This window comes from Teichococcus aerophilus (assembly GCF_014490485.1).
In the GTDB taxonomy this organism is placed as follows: Bacteria; Pseudomonadota; Alphaproteobacteria; order Acetobacterales; family Acetobacteraceae; genus Pseudoroseomonas; species Pseudoroseomonas aerophila.
Genome location: NZ_JACTVA010000029.1, coordinates 1 through 19,872 on the forward strand (window position 1 = coordinate 1; position 19,872 = coordinate 19,872).

Annotated in this window: 16 protein-coding genes and 1 pseudogene; 14 read left to right on the forward strand and 3 right to left on the reverse strand. The window is 68.5% G+C overall.

Translation table 11 applies throughout. The features are described from left to right. The 4 genes from tssL to IBL26_RS15520 form a co-directional block, all read left to right on the forward strand. A partial coding sequence (gene tssL, locus IBL26_RS15505) for a type VI secretion system protein TssL, long form (protein WP_187785412.1) occupies positions 1-519 on the forward strand: 519 nt, incomplete at its 5' end. Between the two features lies 1 nt (position 520). Next, complete coding sequence (gene tssM, locus IBL26_RS15510) at positions 521-3,934, forward strand: type VI secretion system membrane subunit TssM (protein WP_187785413.1); 3,414 nt, start codon at positions 521-523, stop codon at positions 3,932-3,934. After that, positions 3,931-4,428 (forward strand): type VI secretion system-associated protein TagF, encoded by a 498-nt coding sequence (gene tagF, locus IBL26_RS15515; protein ID WP_187785414.1) that lies wholly within the window; start codon positions 3,931-3,933, stop codon positions 4,426-4,428. Before tssM ends, tagF begins: the two co-directional genes overlap by 4 nt. Further along, positions 4,425-5,162, forward strand: coding sequence for a PP2C family protein-serine/threonine phosphatase (locus IBL26_RS15520; RefSeq protein ID WP_187785415.1), 738 nt, complete (start codon positions 4,425-4,427; stop codon positions 5,160-5,162). The genes tagF and IBL26_RS15520 overlap by 4 nt, the downstream gene beginning before the upstream one ends. 30 nt (positions 5,163-5,192) lie before the next feature. Here IBL26_RS15520 and IBL26_RS15525 read toward each other — a convergent pair whose 3' ends face one another. Continuing rightward, the gene (locus IBL26_RS15525; protein WP_187785416.1) at positions 5,193-5,669 is read right to left on the reverse strand and encodes an Hcp family type VI secretion system effector; all 477 of its coding nucleotides are present in this window, start codon (positions 5,667-5,669) and stop codon (positions 5,193-5,195) included. Between the two features lie 39 nt (positions 5,670-5,708). After that, positions 5,709-8,327, reverse strand: coding sequence for a type VI secretion system ATPase TssH (tssH, locus tag IBL26_RS15530; protein WP_187785417.1), 2,619 nt, complete (start codon positions 8,325-8,327; stop codon positions 5,709-5,711). Between the two features lie 137 nt (positions 8,328-8,464). Between tssH and tssA the strand changes: the two genes are divergently transcribed. The 10 genes from tssA to IBL26_RS15580 all read left to right on the forward strand — a co-directional run bounded on the left by tssA (position 8,465) and on the right by IBL26_RS15580 (position 19,032). Next, entirely contained in the window at positions 8,465-9,670 is a 1,206-nt protein-coding gene (tssA, locus tag IBL26_RS15535; protein ID WP_187785418.1) for a type VI secretion system protein TssA, read from the forward strand. A gap of 74 nt (positions 9,671-9,744) precedes the next feature. Further along, positions 9,745-10,257 carry a type VI secretion system contractile sheath small subunit gene (gene tssB, locus IBL26_RS15540; protein ID WP_187785419.1) on the forward strand — a complete coding sequence of 171 codons (513 nt, stop codon included), beginning with the start codon at positions 9,745-9,747 and terminating at the stop codon, positions 10,255-10,257. Then, positions 10,254-11,747, forward strand: coding sequence for a type VI secretion system contractile sheath large subunit (tssC, locus tag IBL26_RS15545; protein ID WP_187785420.1), 1,494 nt, complete (start codon positions 10,254-10,256; stop codon positions 11,745-11,747). The genes tssB and tssC (IBL26_RS15545) overlap by 4 nt, the downstream gene beginning before the upstream one ends. Continuing rightward, positions 11,744-13,228 (forward strand): type VI secretion system contractile sheath large subunit, encoded by a 1,485-nt coding sequence (tssC, locus tag IBL26_RS15550; protein WP_241749431.1) that lies wholly within the window; start codon positions 11,744-11,746, stop codon positions 13,226-13,228. Before tssC (IBL26_RS15545) ends, tssC (IBL26_RS15550) begins: the two co-directional genes overlap by 4 nt. Then, entirely contained in the window at positions 13,225-14,016 is a 792-nt protein-coding gene (locus IBL26_RS15555; protein ID WP_187785421.1) for a type VI secretion system accessory protein TagJ, read from the forward strand. Before tssC (IBL26_RS15550) ends, IBL26_RS15555 begins: the two co-directional genes overlap by 4 nt. After that, positions 14,013-14,495: a type VI secretion system baseplate subunit TssE gene (gene tssE / locus IBL26_RS15560; RefSeq protein ID WP_187785422.1), complete on the forward strand. Its 483-nt coding sequence runs from the start codon at positions 14,013-14,015 to the stop codon at positions 14,493-14,495. The genes IBL26_RS15555 and tssE overlap by 4 nt, the downstream gene beginning before the upstream one ends. Further along, entirely contained in the window at positions 14,492-16,315 is a 1,824-nt protein-coding gene (gene tssF / locus IBL26_RS15565; RefSeq protein WP_187785423.1) for a type VI secretion system baseplate subunit TssF, read from the forward strand. The genes tssE and tssF overlap by 4 nt, the downstream gene beginning before the upstream one ends. Then, on the forward strand, positions 16,312-17,241 hold the full coding sequence (gene tssG, locus IBL26_RS15570) for a type VI secretion system baseplate subunit TssG (RefSeq protein ID WP_187785424.1): 930 nt from the start codon (positions 16,312-16,314) through the stop codon (positions 17,239-17,241). Before tssF ends, tssG begins: the two co-directional genes overlap by 4 nt. Before the next feature lie 70 nt (positions 17,242-17,311). Further along, complete coding sequence (locus IBL26_RS15575; RefSeq protein ID WP_187785425.1) at positions 17,312-17,974, forward strand: OmpA family protein; 663 nt, start codon at positions 17,312-17,314, stop codon at positions 17,972-17,974. 14 nt (positions 17,975-17,988) lie between these two features. Then, on the forward strand, positions 17,989-19,032 hold the full coding sequence (locus IBL26_RS15580; RefSeq protein ID WP_187785426.1) for a hypothetical protein: 1,044 nt from the start codon (positions 17,989-17,991) through the stop codon (positions 19,030-19,032). Positions 19,033-19,051: 19 nt separating this feature from the next. On the opposite strand, the pseudogene IBL26_RS15585 reads toward IBL26_RS15580, so the two are convergent. Beyond that, positions 19,052-19,872: pseudogene (locus IBL26_RS15585) on the reverse strand (DUF4384 domain-containing protein); the annotation flags it as partial.

A 19,872-nucleotide genomic window follows, 5' to 3' on the forward strand; every position in this document is an offset into this window, starting at 1 on the left:
GCCATTGCCCGCACCGCGCCGCCGGTGCCGCCCGCGCCCCCGCCGGCCCCCGTGGCCGCGCCGCGGCCCAGCCTGGCGGACCGGTTGCGCCAGTTCCTGGCGCCCGAGATCGCCCAGGGCCTGGTCGCCGTCTCTGGCGACGTGCAGCGCACCCTGGTGCGGATCAAGGGAACCGGCATGTACGCCTCCGGCTCCGCCACGCTGAACCGGGAGTTCGAGCCTCTGCTGGCGCGGATCGGCGAAGCGGTGAAGGAGGAGGATGCGGGGCGCACCGACATCCTCGGCCATTCGGACAACCAGCCCATCCGTACCGTCCGCTTCCCATCCAATTTCCACCTGTCCCAGGCGCGGGCCGAGGCGGCGATGGAGGTGATCCAACGCGCCGCCGGCCTGCCTGCCGAGCGCTTCCATGCCGAGGGACGGGGCGAGACCGAACCGGTGGCCGACAACCGCACCGCCGAGGGCCGGGAGGCCAATCGGCGGATCGAGGTACTGGTGCTGAACCGGAGGCCCGGCTGAGATGGAGACGCTGATCTCCGCCTTCGCGACCATCCCGGCTCTGGCCGGCCTGGCAGCGGTGCTGGTGCTGATGCCGGTACTGTGGATGTTCATGCCGCTGCTGGGCTTCGGCACCGTCCGGCCGTTCGAGGACCCGTGGTCCCGCGCCGTGATCTGCCTGCTGGTGGTGGTGGTCTATCTGGCGCTGACCTATTGGCGGGTCCGCCAGCGCCGGGCGCGCGACAAGGCGCTGACCGTGGCGGCGGCGGAACCCATGGCCGACCGTTGCGCCGAGGAAACCGCGGCGCTGCGGGAGAACCTCTCGGCCGCGCTGGATACCCTGCGGCGCAGCGCGGCGAAGAAGGGCGCCTACCTTTACGAACTGCCCTGGTATGTGCTGATCGGCCCGCCGGGCAGCGGCAAGACCACTGCCATCGCCCGCTCCGGCCTCGAATTCCCGCTGGCGGAGGGCAAGGTGCCCGGCGTCGGCGGCACCCGGCATTGCGACTGGTGGCTGTCCGACCGCGCTGTGATGCTGGATACCGCCGGGCGCTACACCACCCAGGATTCCGATGCGTCGGCCGACAAAGCCGGTTGGGATGGCTTCCTCAACCTGCTGCGCCGCACCCGGCCGCGCCAGCCGCTGAACGGCGTCATCGTCGCATTCGGCATCGACCTGATCTCCGGCCTCGATGCGGAGAAGCGGGCGGAGCATGCCCGCACGGTCCGCCGGCGCATCAAGGAGCTGGAGGAAAAGCTGGGCCAGCGCCTGCCGGTCTACCTGCTGCTCACCAAGACCGACCTGCTGCCCGGTTTCACCGAGACCTTCGATGACCTGGACCGTGAGAAGCGCAACCAGGTCTGGGGCTTCACCTTCCCGGCCCAGACGGGACCGGAGGGTGCCACCGGGCGCTTCGGCGCCGAGTTCCAGGCCCTGCTGGCCCGCCTGCAGGAACGGCTGCTGGAACGCCTGCAGGCGGAACGCGGGCCGGCCCAGCGCGCCGCCATTGCCGGCTTCCCGGCCCAGGTTGCGTCGCTGGAACAGCCCGTCGCTGCCTTCGCCCAGGCCGCCTTCGGCGGTACCCGCATGGACCCGGCGCTGTTTCTGCGCGGCGTCTATTTCACCTCTGCCACCCAGGAAGGCACGCCGATCGACCGGCTGACCGGTGCCCTGTCTCGCACCTTCGGGTTGGATGGGCGGCGCGTGGCGCAGGTGTCGGGCCAGCAGGCCCGCAGCTTCTTCCTGGGCCGCCTGTTGAAGGAGGTCGTGTTCCGCGAAGCCCAGCTGGCGGCACGGGATAGCGGGGCGGAGCGGCGCCGCAGGATCGCGGCCGCCGGCATCTGGGGATTGGCGATCATCGCCATGCTGGCTGGCGGCGCCTGGGGCTGGACCACCCATGCGGCGGAGCAACGCCGCGCCGGCGTCATGGCCGACGCCACCGCAAAGGCCGAGGCCGCGGCGCAGGGCATACCCTTCGACCCCGTGACCGACGGGGAATTGCTGCGCGCCCTGCCGTATCTGGACGCTGCACGGGACCTGCCCCGTATGGCGGGCGAGCCGAACCAGAACGGCATTGGGCTGGACCAGACCGACAAGCTGGCCGCCGGCGGCCGCATCGCCTACCGCCATGCGCTGGACCGCACCCTTCTGCCGCGCCTGCTGGCCAGGCTGGAACAACAGTTGCGCACCAGCCTGCAACGGGCCGACACGCTTTACGAAGCCACCCGCGTCTACCTGATGCTGGGCCGCCAGGGTCCGCTGGATGCCGGGCTGGTCCGGGCCTGGCTGGCGGCGGATTTCGCCCAGGCCTATCCGGGCGCGCTGCACCAGCCGCAGCGGGAGGCGCTGTTGCGCCACCTGGACGCGTTGCTGACGCAGGATTTCGCAACCTATCCGGTGGATGGCGCGCTGGTGGATACGGCCCGCCGGGTCTTCTCCCGCCTGCCGATGGCCGAGCGCGTCTATTCCCGCCTGCGCCCAGCGGGTGAGGCGGTGGCGCCGTGGCGTCCGGCCGATGCGCTGGGGGCCGGGGGCGGCCGCTTCTTCCTGCGAGCCTCCGGCCGTCCGCTGACCGATGGCGTGCCCGGCCTTTACACGCTGGACGGCTTGCAAAAGGCCCTGCTGCCCAACCTGCCCGCCGCCGTACAGGCTGCCGCGGGCGAAAGCTGGGTACTGGGACCCGAAGCGGGCGCCATCGGTGCCGAGGACCCCGCACGGCTGGAGGCGGCCGTCCTGGCCCTCTACGTCCACGAGTATGGCGAAGCATGGCAGGCGCTGCTGGACGATCTGGTCCTGCCGCCCTTCGCGGGGCTGCCGGCCGCGGCTGAGGGGCTGAACGTCCTGGGCGCACCTAATTCGCCATTGCGCGACCTGCTGCGGGCGATAACGCGGCAGCTCGCGCCCAGCGCGGTGGCGGAGCGGGCGCCGCCCCCAGGCGGCGGCGCTGCTGTGCCCACCGGCCCGGCCGCCGAGGTTGGCCGGCTGGTGGAGGCCCGATTCGCAGCGCTACGCGAAGCATCGGGGGCACCGCTGGAGGACATCCTCCGCAGCATCAGCGAACTCTATGTGCAGGTGGCGCGCCTCGCGTCCCTGCCGCCCGGCACGGCGCTGCCCCCATCGGCCGCCGGTGCGCTGGACCCAGGCCAACGCCTGCTGGCGGATGCCGCGCGGCAGCCGGAGCCGCTGGCGAAGTGGCTGCGCGCGCTGGCGCAATCGACGCAACAGGCGCGTGCCGGCGGCGCCAAGGCCGCCATTGCCGCGGTAGCGCAGCAACAGCTGGCGCCGCTATGCCGCGCGGTGGAGGGCCGCTTCCCGCTGCGGCGGGATGGCGCCGACGTGCCGGTTGATGATTTCACGCGCCTCTTCGCCCCTGGCGGCGCGCTGGACCAGTTCTTCGCCCAGAACATCCGCCCCTATGCCGACACCACCCAGAACCCCTGGCGGCCCATGGCGACCGACGGATTGGCGCCGCCGGTCACCGCTGCGGACCTGGCGCAGTTCCAGCGTGCCCAGGCAATCCGGGATGCGTTCTTCCCCGGCATTGCCGGCTCCGGCCTGCGGTTCGAATTGCTGCCGCAGGGGCTGGACGTCGCCTCCAACAGCGCGGTGCTGGAGGCCGATGGCGTCCGCAACGAACTGCCGCCGACAGGGGGCGGCCGCCCGGTTCTGCTGTCCTGGCCCGCACGCGGCAACCTGACGCTGACCTTCGAGCCGGCCGGTTCGGCCGGTGCGCTGACCCTGGATGGCGGCTGGTCCTCTCTGCGGCTGGTCATGGGGCGGCAATCCTCGCTGCAACGCCTGGTGGGGGAGCGCTACAGGGTGACCGTCTCGCACGGCGACCGCGGTGCCATCTTCGAGTTGCGCGCGGGCAGCAGTGTCAATCCGTTCAACTTAGCCGAGCTGGCCCGTTTCCGCTGCCCGGTGCTGGCGCCGTGACGCTCGGCCTCTATGGCAAGCTGCCCGTACGGGGTGATTTCGTCCGGCGTGGATTGCCGGCGGACCTCGTGGCGGCCTGGGATCACTGGGCTGCAGCCGGTATCCAACAAGCCAGAGAGCAGTTGGGCGAGGCGGATTTCACCCAGGCCTGGGACGCGATGCCGCCTTGGAGCTTCGCTCTACCGGCGGCTACCTGTGGCGCCGGCCCGGTCGCCGGCGTCATGGCGCCGTCACGCGATGCGGTGGGCCGGCGCTTCCCGCTGCTCATCGCGGCTCCGCTAGCCTCGCCCGCCCCGGCGTGGTTCACGGCTGTGGAGCAGATGGCCGCCGAGGCCGTGGCAGGACGCCTGGACCCTGACGGCTGGGCGCCGTCGCTGCCGGACATGCCGGGCGGCACCATGCAAGGCTGGTGGAACGCCGCCATGGAATGGCCGGTGCCCGCCTTGCCGCCGCGGCGCCACTTCGTACGCTTCCTGGGGCACGCGCCGGCATGACAGCGGTGTTCCGATCCGACGCCTGCACCCATGCCGGCACCATCCGCAGCCGGAACGAGGACGTGGTCGTCCAGCGTCCCGACCTCGGCCTGTGGGCGGTGGCGGATGGTGCGGGTGGGCATGGCGGTGGCGACATCGCAGCCGCCGCCGCCGCCACTGCGATGGAGAGCATACCTGCCGGGCTCTCCGCCGCCGAGATGCTGGCGCAACTACGCCTGCGTCTGAGCGCCGCCGACGCGGAACTGCGGCGCCGCGCCGCCGCCCTGGGCGGAGGGCGCGTGATGGCGACCACCGTGGTGGCGCTGGTTATCCGCAGCGGCCACTTCGCCTGCCTCTGGGCCGGCGACAGCCGCGCTTACCGGCTGCGCGACGGCCAACTCGCTTGCCTCACGCGGGACCATAGCCTGGTGCAGGACCTCGTCGACCGTGGTGAGCTGGACGCGGAATCTGCCGAGCGGCACCCGCAGGCGAATGTCATCCTGCGCGCATTGGGTGGCGGTGAGGGTGGCCCGGGGCTGGACAAGGTGTCCGACGCACTGGTGCCGGGCGACAGCTTTCTGCTGTGCAGCGACGGACTGTTCAAGGCGCTGCCGGAAAGCGCGATCGGCCAGTTGCTGCGCCAGGGCGCTGATGCCAAGCGGCTGGTGAGCGAGGCGGTGAAAGCAGGAGCGCGGGATAATGTGAGCGCTGTCGTTCTGCGCCACGCGGCGGCGGAAGACACGCTGAGGCGGTAAGGGCGGGGACTGGCCCCGCCCAACCGGCTGTCAGGACCGTTTGGCGGTCGCGAGATCGTAGGCGGTGGAGGCGTTGCTGCCGGTCTGATCGTCGCCGATCATGCCGTAGGTCATTTCGATCTTGTCGAAGTTCAGGCTGACGCTTTCCTGCGGCCGGTCCCCGCCCGAGGTCAGGGAGAAGCCGCTGACGCCGGCACCGGTGAGGGTGTAGCGCAGGTAGGGCTGCACGCCGCCGCCCGTCTGGGTACGCACGAAGGTGATGATTACCTCATGGTCCAGTTTGCCGTAAAGCGACTCCTCGAACAGCTTGAGGGAGGCGCCGTCCGTCTGCTTCGTCACCGTCACTTCGCTGACGCTGGCTTCGGACGATTCACGGGTGGACGTGCCACGTGCGGTCGAGATGCCGCGCCCGACGCCGAGCTGAAAGGACTGTAGCTCGATCTGCTTCTCGTAGCCGGTCGTGGTGCTCTCACCGTCGACGCCCTGGTACTTCATGTAGATGGCCATGGTGGTCTCCTTAACCCCTCGATCGCATAACGGCGGCGGCTACGCCGCGTGTGCGCTGATGTCGTAATCGAAGTCGCCGTTCTCGCCCACGGCCAGTGCCACACCCGTGATGGACTTGCCTTCCATGAGGGTTGCAAGAATGCGTGAAGAAAGCTCAGGAAGTAGCGTTCGCGTCAGAATCGCCTCGATGTTGCGTGCGCCACTATCGACTTCCTTGCAGCGCTCCGCGATGGAGTCGAGCACGCTGTCATCGACCTGCAACGTCACCCCATAGGCGTCGCGCAGCCGGCGCTCGATACGGCGGAAGTTCAGGGCAACGATCCGGCGCAGGATGTCGGGCGCCAGCGGATAATAAGTGACGACGTTGCAGCGCCCGAGAAAGGCCGGCTTGAACCATTGCAGCAAATCCGGCCGTAGGGCTTCCGTCAGTTCCGCCGGTTCCGGCGCCAGCTCCGGATCAGCGCACAGCCTGGCGATGGTGTCGCTACCGGCATTCGAGGTCATGATGATGATGGTGTTGCGGAAGTCGATGTCGCGGCCCTCGCCATCTTTCATCTGACCTTTGTCGAACACCTGGTAGAAGACGTCCTGGACGCCTGGATGCGCCTTCTCCATCTCGTCCAGCAGCACCACGGAATAGGGACGCCGGCGCACCGCCTCGGTCAGTACGCCGCCCTCGCCATAGCCAACATAGCCGGGGGGCGACCCCATCAGGAGCGAGACCTTATGCTCCTCCTTGAACTCGCTCATGTTGATGACGGTTAGGTTCTGCTCGCCGCCATAGAGCAATTCGGCGAGGGCTAGCGCCGTCTCCGTCTTCCCTACGCCCGACGTGCCGGCCATGAGGAAGACGCCGACGGGCTTGCGCGGGTCAGTCAGCCCGGCGCGGTGGGTTCGTATGGTCTGGGCCAAAGCCTCCAGCGCGTGCGGCTGGCCGATCACGCGTTCTTCCAGCTTGGACTTCAGCTCGAGCACCGCCCGGATCTCGTCGCCCAGCATCCGCCCGACCGGGATGCCGGTCCAGGTGCCCACCACTTCGGCAATGGCCTGCGCGTCCACGACCGGATGCACCAGCGGTTCCTCGCCTTGCAGCTCACGGAGCTGCTGCGCCAACGGCGGCAACTCGGCACGTGCCGCCGCATCGTCCGCCTCGGCGCGCTCCCGAAGCTGGCGCAGCCGCTCGATCAGCTCCTTCTCCTGATTCCAGCGCGCATCCAGGGCGGCCAACTCTGCCGTGAGCCGGTCTCTCTCTTCGGCAAGACCTGCGCTGCGGCCGGTGTGGTCCGCTCCAGCGGCGGCTTCGCGCGTCAGAGCTACCAGCTCCGTATCGATGAGATCCATGCGGCGGCGGCGATGCTCGATGGCGGCCGGCTGCGCGCTCTGGCTCATGGCGACGCGGGCACAGGCGGTGTCGAGCAGTGACACGCCCTTGTCGGGTAGCTGCCGGGCCGGGATGTAGCGGGCGGAGAGACGCACGGCCTCCGTCACCGCCTCATCCAGGATGCGGACGCCGTGATGCTTCTCCAGCGTTGCGGCCAGCCCGCGCAGCATGGCAGCGGCCAACGGCTCCGACGGCTCGCCCACCTGCACCACCTGGAAGCGGCGGGTCAGCGCGGCGTCCTTCTCGAAATACTTCTTGTACTCAGCCCAGGTCGTGGCAGCGAGGCACCGCAATTCCCCTCGGGCCAGCGCGGGCTTCAGGAGGTTCGCCGCATCGTTCTGGCCCTGTTGGCCGCCGGCGCCGATGAGCGTGTGCGCCTCGTCGATAAAGAGCACGACGGGGCGCGGGCTGGCCTTCACCGAATCGATGACGCCGCGCAAGCGGCCTTCAAACTCGCCTTTCGCTCCGGCGCCTGCCTGCAAGAGGCCAAGGTCCAATGAGAGGAGGCGAATATCCCGAAGTGCCGGCGGCACATCGGCCTGCGCGATCCGCAGCGCCAGCCCCTCCGCCACTGCGGTTTTTCCCACGCCGGGTTCGCCAGTCAGGATCGGGTTGTTCTGCCGCCGCCGTGTCAGGATATCGATGACCTGCCGGATCTCATCGTCACGGCCGAGGATCGGGTCGATCTTGCCCGCTTTCGCCTGTGCGGTCAGGTCGCTGCAGAACTGCTCGAGCGGGCCCTCGCCTGAAGTTCGCGGGGCGGCGGCATCCGTGGGTACGGCGGCATCGGCCACGACGGCTTCCTCGCTTCCCGCCGCCAGCGTCTCGCGATCGCGACGCACGGCTTCGGCGGACAGCTTGAGGAGCGTTGGAGCACTATCACCCATGGTGCGGCGCAGCGCGTCATCCGACAGCAGCGTGGCGAGCAGGTGACCGGAGCGGAGCTGCGCGGAGCCACCTTCGAGCGATGCCAGGAGCCAGCTTTCACGCAGCCAGCTCACGATATCGGGAGACAGCGAAGGCGCCCGGCTATTGCCGACGCGCAGCCGGTCCAAAGCCCGTGTCAGTTCTGAGGTGACCTGACCTGCATCGACCCCGCTTGCGCGAAGGATGGCCGAGACCTCGGAGCCGGAGTGCTCCGTCAGCCGCAGCAGCAGGTGTTCCAGTTCCACGTTGTAATGGCTGCGGGAGAGCGCCAGGCCGGCAGCGGCTTCCAACTGACGGCGGCACATATCATTCAGCCGCCCGACCAGCGACTTCAGGTCCACTGCCACCATGCGCGGATGTGCTCCTCGTTTCTTGAGCTTCTCCTTATTCAGAAGCTATGGTCGCGGCAACCGGTCCGGCCTAGATGAGTGCGCAGACAGACGCAGCCTCACGCGCTCTTGCAAAGGAAGAAGGCGGATAGTCCGGGATGGATGACGGAATCGACTGGATGCCGATGCTGAGTCCTTTGCCGCATGGAGAAGGCGGCGCCGGCCACGACCTGCGGCAGGACTACTCCGCCAACTCCCTGTACCAGAAGCTGCGGGATGCACGGGCCGAAGCCCGGGCCGCGGAACGCGCACAGGATGCCGCCGAAGACGATCACGCGGTGCCGCAGCAATGGCGTGACGTGAAGCAACTCGGCCTGCTGTGCCTCGCTGAGCAGACGAAGGATCTGGAGATCGCGGCCTGGCTCGCGGAAGCGATGGTGCGACTGGATGGGATGCGGGGTCTTCGCGATTCGGCGCGGCTGCTGGCAGGTCTTTTAGAGCAGTATTGGGATCACGTCTTTCCACTTCCCGATGAGGACGGCCAGGAGAGTAGGGCCGCGCCGCTGGCAGGCCTCTCCGGGGCAGCGGCGGATGGTACCCTGCTGCAGCCCCTCCGCCGCATGCCGCTCTTCACCCGGGCCAATGGCGGCGAGGTCTCGCTCTATACCTGGAGGCTCTCGGAAGAGACCGCTGCCCTGACCGACCCAGCCCGGAGGGAGGCCAGGTACAGCGCTGGCGTCCCCGAACTGGCTCTGCTGGAGCGCGAGGCCGCTTCAGCCAAGTCCGTGTGGCCGACACTTGGCCGCGGGGTTGCGGAAGCCCGTGCGGCCTGGAACGCGTTTGACGTGCAGGCCACCGCCCGCTTCGGGGACCTGGCCCCGTCCACGCGCCGGGTCACGGATGTGCTGGATGCGCTGGCGGAATTGTCGGCACGGTTCGGTGGAGTTGCACTGGTGCCTGACGCTAGGCCACCTGAAAGTGCAAGTGAGCCGCCTGCTTCTGCGGAGCGGCGAGAGTCTGCACCTGCTGCGCCGTCCGCTGCCTCAACTGTCATCGAGGCGACATCATCCCGCGAGCAGGCTATCGAGCGCATCGAAGAGCTCGCGCACTTCTTCCGCCGGACGGAGCCGCACTCTCCCCTGTCCTATTCGCTTGAGACACTGGCGAGGCGTGCGCGGCTGCCATTGCCTGCCTTACTGGAGGAAGTCCTGTCCGACCCCGGTGCTCGTCACGCGATGTTGAGCATGCTGGGCATTCATCGGATGTCCGCCCCTGCCGCTGCGCCGGCCACAGCCCGCGAAAGCACTTCAGAACAGGGCGTTTCAAGTGACAGTGATGGGGCGCCGAAAGGCATTGTCTGGTAGCTTGCGGTCTAGCTTTCTCTGCTCCATCGTTACGGACAAAGACGTCTTCTTCAGCCGGAAGGATAATTGCTTCAATGAGCGGTAGCGTTCACGACAAGCTGGCGCGTGTGCGCAAGCCGCGCGTCCATATCACCTATCAGGTAGAGACCGAGGGCGCGGAGATCGAGCGGGAGCTGCCGTTCGTTGTCGGCGTGATGGGCGACTTTGCGGGCGACCCGCGTGAGCCGTTGAAGCCGCTGGCCGAGCGGAAGTTCGTGCAGATCGACCGTGACAATTTCGATGAGGTCATGGCCCGCGTACAGCCCGGCCTGAACCTCAAGGTCGACAACACCTTGGCCGGTGATGGCAGTCAGATGGCGGTGGAGCTTTCCTTCCGCTCGATGCAGGACTTCGAGCCGCAGCGGGTGGCGGAGCAGGTGCCGGCCCTCAAGGCGCTGCTGGAAACGCGCGCCAAGCTGCGCGATCTGATGAGCAAGGTCGATCGCTCGGAAGAACTCGAATCCTTGCTGGAAGATGTCCTGCAGGACAAAGCCAAGCTGGAAGCGTTGTCAGGCCAGCTCGGGCTGAATCAGGGGCCGAAGGCATGAGCGGTACGCAGAAGGCGGCCGCCGCAGCACAGGCGACCAAGACCGATGCCGCACCCGGCCTACTGGACCAGGTGCTGGGTGCCACGCGCCAGACGGAGCGTGACCGTGCCCAGGACCTGATCAAGGCACTGACCGAAGAGGCGTTGAAGGGTACCGTCAGCTTCAGCCGCAACCTGCAGCAGACCTTCGACCGCGCTATCGCCGAGATCGACCGCAAGGTCAGCGAGCAGTTGAACGCGGTGATGCACCATGAGCGCTTCCTGAAGCTGGAGGGATCATGGCGTGGCCTGCAGTACTTGGTGAAGAACAGCGAAACCGGGAATTCGCTGAAGTTGCGTCTGCTTCAGGCCTCCAAGCGGGAGCTGTCGCGGGACCTGCAGCGGGCGACTGAGTTCGACCAGTCCCAGCTATTCAAAAAGCTCTATGAGAATGAGTTCGGCATGCCGGGCGGCGAGCCCTATGGTGCGCTGATCGGTGACTATGAATGGACGAACCATCCTGACGATGTCGAGACGCTGCGGCTGGTCTCCAACGTCGCGGCCGCATCCTTCGCACCGTTTATCTCGGCGGCGGGGGCAGGGATGTTCGGGTTCGATGATTGGCGGGATCTCTCCAAGCCACGCGACCTCGCCAAGGTCTTCGACACAGCCGAATACACCAAGTGGCGCGCCTTCCGCGAAACCGAAGATAGCCGTTTCGTCAACCTGGTGCTGCCCCGCGTAATTGCCCGGCTGCCCTATGGCGCGCAGACCGCCGCGGTCGACGAGTTCGGGTACGAGGAAGCGCCGGCCGACGCGGCAGGGCGGCCCAGGCAGATGCAGCATGACGAATATTGCTGGATGAATGCCGCTTACGTCATGGGCGCACGCCTGACGGATGCTTTCGCGCAGAACGGCTTCTGCGTCGCCATCCGTGGCGCCGAGGGCGGCGGCAAGGTGTCGAACCTTCCGAACCACACGTTCATTTCTGATGATGGCGATGTGGATGCTAAGTGCCCGACCGAGATCGGGATCACTGACCGGCGGGAGGCAGAGCTGTCCGCCCTCGGCTTCCTCCCGCTCTGCCACTACAAGAACACCGATCATGCGGTGTTCTTTGGTGCGCAGTCGGTGCAGAAGCCGAAGAAGTATGATCGTCCCGAAGCCACTGCCAATGCCGCCATCTCGGCTCGCCTGCCTTACTTGATGGCGACCGGGCGCTTCGCGCATTTCCTGAAGGTGATGGGCCGGGACAAGATCGGCTCGTTCCTGGAAGCGTCTGATTGTGAGGTCTGGCTGAATCGTTGGATCAAGAACTACGTCAATTCGAACGAGAATGCTGGGTCCGAAAGCAAGGCGCGTTACCCGCTGCGCGAGGCCAAGGTTGAGGTGAGGGAAGTCCCCGGCAAGCCCGGCGTCTATAACGCGGTCGCCTATATGCGGCCGTGGCTGCAGATGGAGGAGCTGACGACGTCCATGCGCATGGTCGCCCGCATTCCCCATAAGGCATGATGGCCACTGCCTCGCCTGCACTACGAGACGATGTGTTGGCGGGGCGTTTCTTCGGCGCCCGTCACGCCGCAGGCGCGGAAGCCGTCGCGGCGTTCGTGGCTGAACCCAGGTTACGACATTGGTTCGGTGATCGGACATTCAGCGATATCGACGCAATCCGCGAGGCGGTGGATCGTGATATCGCCGCGATCGACGGATTGATCAGCGCGCAGCTGTCCGCCTGCATGGCGCATCCCCGATTCGGTCGGCTGGAAGGTTCGTGGCGCGGCCTGCATTGGCTGGCCGCGCGGGTTCCGTATGCGGCGCGCATCAAGCTGCGGATCATGGCGGCACGTTGGGCAGAGCTCTGCCGTGATTTCCAGCGTGCTGCGGAGTTTGATCAGTCCCACCTTTTCAAGTCCATTTACGAAGAGGAGTTCGGGCGCCCCGGCGGCGAGCCGTTCGGCCTGCTGTTGGCGGACTACGAAATGCGGCATGCCCCGGCGCCAGGACATCCGACGGATGACGTCGGCGGGCTGGATTCCTTGGCAGCGGTGGCCGCCGCTGCCTTCGCGCCGCTCGCAATCACCGCCAGCCCGCAGCTTTTTGGATTGGACGAGTACGCAGACGCAGGGGCTGCGCTCGACCTGACCGAAGTCCTGGCGGGCGCCGACCGGCAACGCTGGCGCAATCTGCAAGCGCGGGAGGATGCGCGTTTCGTGTCCGTCCTGCTGCCCCGTATGCTGGCCCGGCCCCCTTGGGTGGACGAATGCGCACGGACCGATGGCTTCCGGCCGCCCCATCGCTTGGGCGTGCGCGTGTGGACCAGTCCGGTCTACGCCATGGGTGCGGTCGTCATGCGTGCCTTCGCCCGCTACGGCTGGCCCGCCGATCTGCGCGGCGCGGCCGTGGCGCCGGAGGCGCAGGGCGGTGTGGTGGATGCCCTACCATACGAGAGCCTGTCAGGTGACGCGCCCGGCGCACCGCCGCGCCCACCCATCGAAGTGGCTCTCACGGACTTGCAGGAACGGCAACTGGTGGAAGCAGGCATGTTGCCGCTCCTGGGGCTCGAAGGCCTGCCGGAGCTGACATTCGCGGCCGCGCCTGGCCTGCACAGGCCGCCACGCATGAACGGTGAGGCCGCCGAGGCCAACCAGCGCCTCTCCACCCAGTTCAACGCGATCCTGTGCGTGAGCCGCTTTGCCCACTGCATCAAGGTCATGGGACGCGACATGGTCGGTGCGTTCCGGAGGCCGGAGGAGGTGGAGCGGCAGCTGCAGCGCTGGCTGACGGGCTTCACCAATTCGTCCGGCAGCGCCATCGGTGAGACGGCGGCGCGCTACCCGCTTCGCAATGCGCGTGTGGAGGTGCGGGAGCAGCCAGGGCGTCCCGGTACCTATGGCTGCGTGCTGCACCTGCAGCCCCATTATCAGCTGGACGAGGTCGGTGCCGCCTTCCGTCTGGTCACCGATCTTCAGGCACCGGGAGCTGTAGCCGCATGAGCACCACACACGACCCGGTGGGCGCCGCTTTGCATGCCGGCGATCTGCAAGGTGCCACGCAGGCCGTGATCGCGGCCGTGCGGTCCGCGCCGCTCGATCCTGGCCTGCGCTGGCTGTTGGCCGAGATGTTCCTGTTCTCGGGCGGTGTCGAGCGCGCGGACAAGGCCTTGGCCGCCGTGCTGGAGGATCGTCCCGGCCCTGCTGTGCTGGAGTTCCGCCGTCTCCTGCGGGCCGATGAGCAGCGGCACCAGGTCTATACCCAAGGTCGGCTGCCGCAGTTTCAGGCCGATGACCCGACGCCCGCGCAGCGTGCGGCTTTGCGCGCCCTGACGCTGCATCGGGCAGGCGAAGCGGCAGCGGCGCTGGAAAGTGCGGCGGAGGCCGAGACCTTGCGGCCCCGTATCGCCGGTACCGTCGATGGGATGCCATTCGACGACTTCCGGGATGTCGATGATCTGCTATCGCCCCAGCTGGAGATTCTGACCACAGGCGGTGACAACCTGCTCGTCCCGTTGGAGCGCGTCGCCAGCCTGGTGTTAGATCCGGTACGGCGGCCACGGGATATGCTGTGGCGCCGCTGCAGCCTGGTCCTGCGGGACGGCACGGAAGGCCTCGTCTTCATGCCCATGCTGTATCCGCGCCTCGGTAGCACGGACGCTTTGCGCCTGGGCCGGGAGACCGAGTGGTCGGACGATGGCGGTCCGGTGCGTGGTACCGGCCTGCGTCTGTGGCTGGCGGGCGAGGACGCCGTCGCCGCGACCGAGGTGACGCGGATCGATTTCGCATGAGGGAAGCGCGGCGCATCTATCTGCCCTTGCTGGATCGCTTGCTGGATGCGGACCCCTCGGCACCGGCCGACCCCGCGCCGACCCAGCCCATGGCGATCGAGGCCATGCGCCGCGCGGTGCGCCGTGACGTGGAAGCGCTGCTGAATGCCCGCCGTCGCCGCGTGCCCCTACCTGCAGGCCTGGCCGAGCTTCAGGTCTCGTCGCTCGGCTATGGCGTGCCTGATCCCACGGCCGGCAGCTTCACGACAGAGGAGTCACGCGAGGCCTTGGCACGCGAGGTGGAGGTCACCTTGCGCCGCTTCGAGCCGCGCCTCGCATCCATCTCCGTGACGGTTTCCGACACCCGGCGAGAGGCGCTGGACCGGACGCTGCGGCTGCGCGTGGACGCGGTGCTGCGCACGGACCCAGCGCCGGAGCAGATCGCCTTCGAAACCGTGCTGCGCCCTGCCACCCTTGACGTGACGGTGCGGGAGCAGTGAGCGAATCCCTGCTTCCCTACTACAACCGTGAGCTGATCGCGCTGCGGCAGGACGCTGGCGAGTTCGCCGACGCCTACCCCAAAGTAGCCGCCCGCCTGCGCGTCTCGGCAGATACCGCCGATGATCCCTATGTGGAACGGTTGCTGGAAGGTGTCGCGTTCCTGGCCGCGCGTGCGCAGCAGCGGCTGGACGACGAACTACCGGAAATTTCTGACGCGTTGCTGGAGATGCTGTCGCCGCAGATGCTGGCGCCGGTGCCTTCCATGACGACACTGCGCCTGCGTCCGTCGGCCGAATTGCGGGCGCCCTTGCGCATCGCACGCGGATTGGCGGTGGAGACCGAGCCGGTGCGGGGGGAGGCGGTGCGCTTCCGCACCTGCCATGAGGTGACGTTGTGGCCGCTGGTGCTGGAACAGGCGCGCCTGACCGGCCTGCCGATCAACGCACCGGTTAACCGTGCCGCCTCGGGTGCCGCTTCCTGTCTGCGCCTCACCTTCCGGACGATCGCGCCGGATCTGCCGATGGCCGAACTGGGGCTGGACCGGCTGACGCTGCATCTGCGCGGGCAGGGTGCCCAGGCGGCGCTGTTACACGAGTTGCTCAGCCAGTCGGTGCTGTCCGTGGCGCTGGCGGATGGCCGGTCGGATGCGGCGCCCACCATTCTGCCGCCCGGTTGCCTGCGCCCGGCGGGTTTCGAGGCGGAGCAAGCCGCGCTGCCCTGGCCGCATCGTGCCTTCGATGGATACCGCCTGCTGACGGAATGGTCGGCGTTTCCGGATAAGTTCCTGTATCTCGACCTGGACGGACTGGACCAGCGCAGCCTGGTCCAGCAGGGCGACCGCATGGAGGTGTTCATCTGGCTCTCCCGCGCCTCGCCGGAGCTGGAACGTTCGGTGTCCGCGGAGAGCTTCGCGCTGGGCTGCACACCCGCCATCAACCTGTTCCCGACGCGCTGCGAGCCTGTGGCGCTGGACGGCACCCGCAGCGAATGGCCGGTCATGCCCGATGCACGACGGCCTTCCGCGTTGGAGGTGCATTCCGTCCAGCGGGTGCGGGAGAGCAGGCCGGATGGCAGCCGGCGCGCCGTGCTGCCGTTCCACCGTCTCGGCCGCGCGGAAGCAGCTGAGGAAACTGGCGACATCCATTATCTGGCGTTGCGGCGCCCGGCTGCGGCACCGCTGGGCGGCACGCATACGACCCTGGCTCTGCGTGACGCCGCCTTCGATGCCGCCCGCCCGGCCGACGCTGTTCTCAGCATCGATGCATTGTGTTGCAATCGGGACCTGCCGGCCATGCTGCCCTTCGGCGGTGGCCAACCGCTGCTGCGCATCGTCGACGGTGGCATCTCTCTGGATGGTGCCGAATGCCTTTCCGCCCCCACGCCAACCTTGCGGCCCGCGCTGGGCGACCGCAGCGCCTGGAAGCTGATCTCGCATCTGGCGCTCAATCACCTCGGCATCACTGGCGGCGAGCAGGGCGCATTGGCCTTGCGCGAAATCCTTCGTCTGCACGATCTGCGCGATACGCCGGAAACCCGTGCCGCCATCGCGGCCCTCGTCGCGGTCGATGCGAAGCCGGGCGTTGCGCGCCTGCCAGGTGGGCGGGCCGGCGCGTTTGTACGGGGCCTCGACGTGACCCTGGGCTTCGATCCCGCCGGCTGGCAGGCGGGCGGCCTGCACCTGCTGGCCGCTGTGCTGGAGCGCTTCCTGGCTTTGCAGGTCTCGGTCAATGCGTTTACGCGCACCGCCGTTATCCTGCGGGGCAGGGGAGGCGTCGCGGCGCGTTGGGCACCGCGTAGCGGGACGCGGGTGCTGCTGTGACATCGCCTCGCGACAGGCTGCAGGCAGAGCCGGAGTGTTTCGATCTCGACCAAGGCATCGATATCCTGGCGGAGGGTGGCGATCCGCGTGGCCTGTGCTTCCGCTCCACCGCGCGCCTGACCTATCCCGACGCGCCGATCGAAGCCGTGGCCCCGGAACGGCGCGAGATGACGCTCGGCGCGTTCGGGTTGATCGGCCCCGGCGGCGTGCTGCCACGGCACCACACCGCGACTGTCGCGCAGGAGAACCGCCGGCGGTCCGAGGCGCTGCATGCGTTTCTGGATCTGCTGGGCGGCCGCTTCGCCGGGCTGTGGGCGGCGGCCGGGCGCAAATATCGCCCGACCCGTGACCCGGCACCCGCCGAAGCCGCGTTGTCGGCAGCCATCGGCCTGGGCACGCCGCATCTGAAGGAGCGGGCCGGTGTCCCCGAAGCAGCATTGCTTTTTCATGCCGGGAACCTGGCATCGCGGACCCGCTCGGCCGGGCGGTTGCGCGCCATGCTGCAGGAGGAGGCGGGCTTCCCGGTGGAATTACAGGAATTCGCCGGTGGCTGGCTGCGCCTGCCGGATACGGAACGCAGCCGCCTCGGCGCGCTTGGCCAGCATAACGCATTGGGCGTCAGCACCGCGCTGGGTGCCCAGGTCTGGGACGCGCAGTCTCGCTTCGTCATCCGCATCGGGCCGTTGCCCCGCGCGGCTTTCGATGCACTGTTGCCCGGCACGCCTGGTCATGCCCGTTTGGTGGCGCTGGCGCGGTTGCATGTCGGCCTGGATGTCGGCTTCGGCATCAATCTCGTGCTGGCGGCGGCTGAGGTTCCCGCCACCACATTGGGGGGCGGTGCGCAGCTCGGTTGGTCGTCCTGGATGGGCGCGGCAAAGCCCCGTGTGCGGGACGCTGCCGAGGCGGTGTTCGAGGCCGCCCTATGACCGACGAGAGCTTGAATTGGGATCGCCCCGCCCGCGTGCTAGGGCTGTCCCGCTGCGAAGGAGCCGGCCCATGATGACCACCCCTGTCCGCCTCTTGGGCGTGTTCCTGCTGGTGGGCGTCCTGGCCGTGCCCGCGCCGCTCTTGGCGCAGTCCACCGGCACCGTGGGCCAGGAAGCGCAGAAGCTGGTCGAGCAGTTGCGACCCCGGACACGCGGTATCCGCCTGCCGGGCAACGACGCACCGGCAGCCTCCGCGCCCCAGCCCGGCGAAGCCGACGCCTCGGACCCGATGGCGCCTGCATCCCCTGATGCGGGCCTGCATGCCGAGCGTAGCGTGGCGCCGGTCGAGACCGCTCCACGGCTGACAACGGCGCCGGTGGATGTGCCTGCCGTGTCGATCACCGTCCGTTTCGCCACCGGGTCCGCGACGCTGGCGCCTGAAGCCATCCGTGCCCTGGCTCCGCTCGGCGAGGCGCTGAATACCCCCAGCCTGGCGCCCTACCGGTTTCGGATCGAAGGCCACACGGATACCGTTGGCTCTGCGGACGTGAACCAAGTCCTGTCCGGCCGCCGCGCCCTGGCGGTGCGGGAGCTGTTGGTGCGCCATTACGGCGTGAGCCCCGCGCGGCTTGAGGCTGTGGGCTATGGCGATACCCAGCTGCTGGTCCCCACGCCGCAGCAGACCGCCGAGCCCAGGAACCGCCGCGTTCAGGTCCTGAACATCAGCGGGTGAGACGGCGGTCAAACTTGGCGGATAGTTCCGACGACACCGTCCGGCTGCCACCGGCCCAGGCGGCGCGCGGACTTCAACCCGCCGGGGCAGCGCCACGCCCGGTTCGCTTCGGCTGGCCCGTGCTCGGCTGCGCGGCCATGGTAGCAGCGGGGTTGGCGGGGTGGTGGCTCTGGCCCCAGGCAGCGGCGCCGGTTCCGCCCGCGACCGTCGTGGATGCCGAGATCTCCCCGCCGCCACAGGCACTGGCCCTGCCGCTGGATACACCGCCCGCACGCCAGCCAGCTGCCGCCCCGCCCACTGTGCCGCTGCTGGACGAAGCCGCCATTGCCGCACATCGCGCCGACCGCCCTGTGCTGCTGCGCCTGGCCGAGAATCCGCGCATCTTCGTTTTGGACTTCCCTGATCTGGCCAGCCAGGGCGCCGCGCTCAACCGCGTGGCGGCCTTCGTCGAGAAAGCCGGAACGCCACGCGACCGTGTGCTGACGGAGGCGGAGATGCAGGTCGTGCTCGCACGCCAGGGGGAGCGGGCGGACCACTACTATTATGGGCACGACTACCGGGGTTCCGATCTCGCCCGGTTTTTTGCCTTCGCGGCACGGGATGGGGTTGCCCTGACCGCTGGGGAAGCCTGGGTGGCGGAGCAATTGCGGCTCGCCCAGCAGTGGGAACGGACGGGGGAGGTGGCCTTGATCTCGATCGTGGCACCGGGTGGTGATGTCGACACGGCGGCCCGCCGCACCACGCTGCGGCACGAGATCGGCCATGGCCACGACTTCACCTTGCCCTTCTACGGTGCCCATGTCCGCCGCACCTGGCACGAGGCGCTGACGGAGCAGGAGCGCGCCGCCTTCCGCACCTTCCTGGGCCGTGAGGGCTACGACACCGGCAACGACGATCTCATGGCCGCGGAAATGCAGGCCTATCTCCTCTTCACGCCCGACCGGCGCTTCTTCAGCCCCGACATGGCCGGGCTGACCGAGGACAAGGCCGACGACCTGCGCGACATGCTGCGGGACAGGGCCACCTTCGACGGCGGCCTGCCGATCGACCCCAGCTGAGTGCCGTGATGTCCCGCGCCTAGCGCCTGGGCGCGACCTGGATGACCAGCGGCCGGATCTCGGCCCGCCCACCGGCGTTACGGAGCGAACGGAACGCGGTGCCCGCTTCCCGCACCCAATTGTCCAGGCTCTGAATGGCGGGGCTACCGGCTGGGAAGACTGGTCGGTCGGACGCGATGGCCAGCAACACGTCGGTGCCGAATGGTTCGTCCAGCACCCAACCGGCGAAGCCCGGGCCCGGATCGCCCTTTCGGAGCCGTGCGCCGGCGGCCTGGGCTTCCGGCACGGTCAGGCGAACCACGTTGCCGTCATTGGTCAGGTAGTAAAGGCTGAGAAGGGAAGGCGCATCCGGCATGGTGATGTCCAGCCGGAGCAAATCCCCCTGCGACAACGGGTTTGCACCATCGACCCTGACCTGCGGCCCGGCGCCGGGTGCTGCCAGGAACGGCTGCAGCACCCTGCCGATATCGCAATACGGGCCGGTGAATAGCTGGAGGTCCAGTCGCACCATGTCCTCCGGCACGCCCTCCCGGCGTAGCGATGCCGAGACGCTCTCCGCGTCCTCCCGGCTGACAGGGCCGGTGATGCGGCCTCTCTCCCCCCGCGCTTCCGCCGACAGCATGGCGCAGTGCGGCGCGGCGGCGGCCGAACGGACCGCCTGCGCCAGGTCCTCGACCCTGGTATCCGGCACAGGCTGCTTGAGCGGCGGCAGCGGCGACACATCCGGGGCTTGCGCAGGACTGGCAATACCCGCCCCTTCCTCCGGCTGCGACGGCTGCGACGGCTGCGACGGCTGCGACGGCTGCGACGGCTGCGACGGCTGCGACGGCTGCGACGGCT

Coding starts and splice junctions, on each gene's coding strand:
- tssM (WP_187785413.1), top strand. CDS start 521: ATGGAGACGCTGATCTCCGCCTTCGCGACCATCCCGGCTCTGGCCGGC.
- IBL26_RS15520 (WP_187785415.1), top strand. CDS start 4,425: ATGACAGCGGTGTTCCGATCCGACGCCTGCACCCATGCCGGCACCATC.
- IBL26_RS15525 (WP_187785416.1), bottom strand. CDS start 5,669: ATGGCCATCTACATGAAGTACCAGGGCGTCGACGGTGAGAGCACCACG.
- tssH (WP_187785417.1), bottom strand. CDS start 8,327: ATGGTGGCAGTGGACCTGAAGTCGCTGGTCGGGCGGCTGAATGATATG.
- tssA (WP_187785418.1), top strand. CDS start 8,465: ATGGATGACGGAATCGACTGGATGCCGATGCTGAGTCCTTTGCCGCAT.
- tssB (WP_187785419.1), top strand. CDS start 9,745: ATGAGCGGTAGCGTTCACGACAAGCTGGCGCGTGTGCGCAAGCCGCGC.
- tssC (WP_187785420.1), top strand. CDS start 10,254: ATGAGCGGTACGCAGAAGGCGGCCGCCGCAGCACAGGCGACCAAGACC.
- tssC (WP_241749431.1), top strand. CDS start 11,744: ATGATGGCCACTGCCTCGCCTGCACTACGAGACGATGTGTTGGCGGGG.
- IBL26_RS15555 (WP_187785421.1), top strand. CDS start 13,225: ATGAGCACCACACACGACCCGGTGGGCGCCGCTTTGCATGCCGGCGAT.
- tssE (WP_187785422.1), top strand. CDS start 14,013: ATGAGGGAAGCGCGGCGCATCTATCTGCCCTTGCTGGATCGCTTGCTG.
- IBL26_RS15575 (WP_187785425.1), top strand. CDS start 17,312: ATGATGACCACCCCTGTCCGCCTCTTGGGCGTGTTCCTGCTGGTGGGC.